The organism is Bacteroides sp., assembly GCA_036351255.1.
Taxonomy (GTDB): domain Bacteria; phylum Bacteroidota; class Bacteroidia; order Bacteroidales; family UBA7960; genus UBA7960.
This window is the reverse complement of the sequence record JAZBOS010000120.1, coordinates 1-2,065: the sequence shown is the minus strand read 5'-3', so window position 1 is coordinate 2,065 and position 2,065 is coordinate 1. Positions and strand designations below refer to the sequence as shown.

The 2,065-nt window shown below is 45.9% G+C and carries 3 protein-coding genes and 1 pseudogene; all 4 read right to left on the bottom strand.

Annotated features, from left to right (window positions below; translation table 11 throughout):
• Nucleotides 1–414: OsmC family protein (locus V2I46_12040; protein ID MEE4178228.1), on the bottom strand; the 414-nt coding region annotated here is incomplete at its 3' end.
• Between the two features lie 241 nt (nt 415–655).
• Nucleotides 656–916 (bottom strand): zf-HC2 domain-containing protein, encoded by a 261-nt coding sequence (locus V2I46_12035; GenBank protein ID MEE4178227.1) that lies wholly within the window; start codon nt 914–916, stop codon nt 656–658.
• A gap of 8 nt (nt 917–924) precedes the next feature.
• Nucleotides 925–1,443: pseudogene (locus V2I46_12030) on the bottom strand (sigma-70 family RNA polymerase sigma factor).
• A 116-nt stretch (nt 1,444–1,559) separates the two neighbouring features.
• A partial coding sequence (locus V2I46_12025) for a tRNA (adenosine(37)-N6)-threonylcarbamoyltransferase complex transferase subunit TsaD (GenBank protein ID MEE4178226.1) occupies nt 1,560–2,065 on the bottom strand: 506 nt, incomplete at its 5' end.

Genomic DNA, 2,065 nt, shown 5'->3' with positions numbered 1-2,065 from the left:
TTCCTCTTCGATCACAATTTTATGAGAAATTTCAGCAGCTTTATCCAGCATCGCCTGGGCGGGGCAGTACCTTGTTTCTGAAAGCTCAACAGCCCGTTCAACAGCTGCTCTGTCAATGTTTTTGCCAATTATTTTGTATTCGATGACGATCTTTTCAAAAATTCTTGGATGATCACTGGCTTGTTCTATAGCTGTAGAGACCTCAAAGGCGGTGACTTCCTGTCTTTTTTTCTTCAAGATGGAGATTACATCCATCGCTGTACAACCGGCCAGCCCGATGGCTAATAATTGTAATGGGCGAAAGCCCAAATCCTTACCACCCACGCTTTCACTTGCATCCAATGGGATGAGGTAACTTCCATCTGCAGTCCCTGTGAAAGCCATGCCACCTTTCCATACAACTTTGCTTTTCATTTAAATTTCCTTTCTTTTTAACCTCCACCGGAGGTGTCGATTTTATTATCAAGTACAGGCACCCGCTTCTGTTAATCCACAATTTGGGCACACCAGGTTTAGAAGACCATTATATTCCATCTTAGCCCCTTGACACCGGGGGCAGATCATACCTTCCTGCAATCTTTCACCAGGTTTGAGCAGGCATACAGCGCCAATGGGTTGATCTTGATTTTGCTCTTTTTGCGCTTGCCCATCACCCTCAGTCTGTGTTGGCATGATTATCCAAGTTCAAGGCGTGATACAACCGGCTGCGAACATCGGCTGGTAACCTGGTTTTACGGCCGTCTTTTTGACAGATTTCGATTGTCTTTTTCAGGGTATTGACGACAATCCTGCAGTTTGAACAGGCATTAAGGTGTGCTTCGATTTCGCTGCAAACAGCACCATCTAATTCACCGTCAACGTAAGCATTCAGGCTCTTAATGATATCTTCGCATCCAAGCTCATGTTCGTGTTTCATAGTGTTTCTCATGCCAATTTTTCCGCAAAAAAACCTGTCAGCTCTTCACGGAGCTGCATCCTGGCTCGCATCAAGCGCACTTTTACTGCTGATTCGGATACTTCTAAAGCTTCTGCTGTTTCCCTGGTGGATAAGCCCTCAACATCCCTTAGCAGAAATGCTGCACGGTTGACATCTGAAAGGGAATTTATCGCCTGGTTAATATGCTTGTGAGACTCTTGGCTCAGCAGTTCTTTTTCAGGTAGGCAGCACCAATCGATGATTTGCCTGGGCAGGATGTCGCCATTATCGGTTTTTACGCCAGCGTCAATTTCTGTGATATTATCTTTCCTTTTTCTGAGCATCATCAGCGATTCGTTTACCGCGATCCTATAAAGCCAGGTAGATATTTTTGAACGTCCTTCAAATTTATCAATATTGTTGAATGCCTTGATAAATGTCTCCTGGAGTATATCCTCCGCATCCTGGGCATTCCCAGACATTTTTAATGCTAAACGGTAAATATTTTCAGAATTTTGATCGACAACTTGCGAAAAAGCCCGCTTGTCTCGGCGCTTTAGGCTTTGAAGGTCAAAAAAATTTCTTTTTCATCATTATTCATTGGATGTCGATATTTCGGTTTTGGTTACAAAAACTTGATATGTTACGAGAGGGGCCAGGTAGGTAAAACGTCGATGTCAGCAGGGCTGAAATCTTCCTGGATGTAGTGAAAGTACCCTGCGCCAGCGATCATTGCCGCGTTATCGGTGCAAAGGGATAGGGGTGGGATGTGCACCGGCAGTTCGCTTTCGGTCAGGATTTTTTCGCGCAAGTATTCGTTGGCTGAAACCCCACCGGCTACAATGATTTCCTTCACCCGGTGGGTTTCGGCTGCGTCAATGGTTTTTTCCACCAAAACATCAACAACTGCAGCCTGAAAGCTGGCGGCTAAATCGGCAATGGGCAGGTTCCTACCTTCAGCTTGAATAGCTTCCACCGTTCGCAGTACGGCTGTCTTAACACCGCTAAAGGAGAAATTCCAGGTGTCTTCCAGCATCGCCCGGGGGAAGGGAAAGGCTTTGCGACTGCCCGTTTGGCTCGCTTTTTGGATAGATGGACCACCAGGGTAAGGCAGATTCAACAACCTTGCCACCTTGTCAAAAGCTTCGC